The organism is Flavobacterium daejeonense DSM 17708 (assembly GCF_000425425.1).
In the GTDB taxonomy this organism is placed as follows: domain Bacteria; phylum Bacteroidota; class Bacteroidia; order Flavobacteriales; family Flavobacteriaceae; genus Flavobacterium; species Flavobacterium daejeonense.
On record NZ_AUDK01000052.1, the window covers coordinates 1 to 1,286 of the forward strand.

Annotated in this window: 2 protein-coding genes and 1 pseudogene; all 3 read left to right on the forward strand. The window is 28.6% G+C overall.

From position 1 onward, the window contains the following. On the forward strand, positions 1-492 hold a 492-nt coding region (locus tag H599_RS20105), incomplete at its 5' end, for a TNT domain-containing protein (protein ID WP_051590805.1). Positions 493-504: 12 nt separating this feature from the next. Next, a complete protein-coding gene (locus tag H599_RS20110) occupies positions 505-801 on the forward strand; it encodes a hypothetical protein (protein WP_211253764.1) in 297 nt (98 codons plus the stop codon). 121 nt (positions 802-922) lie between these two features. Beyond that, a pseudogene (imm40, locus tag H599_RS0117740) lies at positions 923-1,183 on the forward strand (Imm40 family immunity protein); the annotation flags it as partial. Positions 1,184-1,286: the final 103 nt, after the last annotated feature.

Here is a 1,286-nt window from a genome sequence, read left to right on the forward strand (position 1 = left end):
ATTAAACCAAACGGTGTAGTAGAAAATGGAAATCCAGAAATAAAAACAGATGCAAAACTACCTAGTACCACACAAACAAGTACTGCTCCAACAACACAAGCCAAAACAACAGGTAAAGTTACTTTTACAAAGAATATTGATGGTAATGGATATAAAGTTGAGGGATTAGAACTTCAAAATTATTATCCTCCTAATAATGGAGCAATGCAAGGAACTACGAATTCTGAATATCTATTAAAAGGAACTCAAATTAGTAGGATTGGATCCGAAACAGGAAGATATGCTTCACCAATTGGCACACCTATGGAATTAAGAGCATTACCCCCAGGTAATACAGGAATTGAATCTTTATATGAAGTAGTCAAACCAATTCCAGTACAAAGTTCTACAATAGCTCCAGCTTTTTTTAAACCAGGGACAGGAACACAATATTTATTACCAAAAAGTATAGATATTTTACTAAAAAGGGGAATAATAGCACCAATAAAATAATATTTAATATAGATGAATATAGCCGATTTAAAAGAGAAATTAATAGAATTACAAGTAAATCCATCATATTATTCACTTAATCAGGGATTGAAATCTGATGCAATAATGTTAAATTCTTACCATAACACTTGGGAAGTGTTTTATTTAGACGAAAGAGGAGGTAAACATGATGAATTCATATTTAGCAATGAAAATGATGCCTGTTTATATATTTATGATAGATTTAAAAATTTAAAATCAATAAAAGAAAATATAAAACAAAACTTAAAATCTGACGATGATAAACTTCCTAATATAATAAACCTATGACAATTACTTATTTTTATGATTTTGCTCAATATTTTTATTTGATAGTACAGATTTTATGAAAAAAGGATATTCACTTCATGAGACAGGAATAAATAACTAGGCTTTTCCTAAAAAAGGAGCATTAGAAATTTTGAATCGATTTGAAGAATTAAATATTAAAATTTTAGGTGGAGACGTATTCGAATTAACAAATAGTATTATTCAACCTAATTATGATAATTGGTATTGCAATAAATTGTCAAATGAAACAGATATTGAGTTTTCAAAAAGAAGCGTTAAGAAAGCTAAGGATTATATCATGAATTACAATGTTGATAAACGTCAAATATTTTTTTCTTTTGTACTTGAAGGATATAAATATCCCGATTGCCCGGACTTATAGTATGTAGGCAAACGTTAGCGCAGGCATTTGCCCACAAAGATACATAAGCAATAAAAAAAGTTGTAGTCATAAAAGACTACAACTTTTTTGTTCTAAACAAAAA

Excerpts from the sequence above, each read along its gene's own strand:
- H599_RS20110 (WP_211253764.1), top strand. The coding sequence starts at position 505 with ATGAATATAGCCGATTTAAAAGAGAAATTAATAGAATTACAAGTAAAT.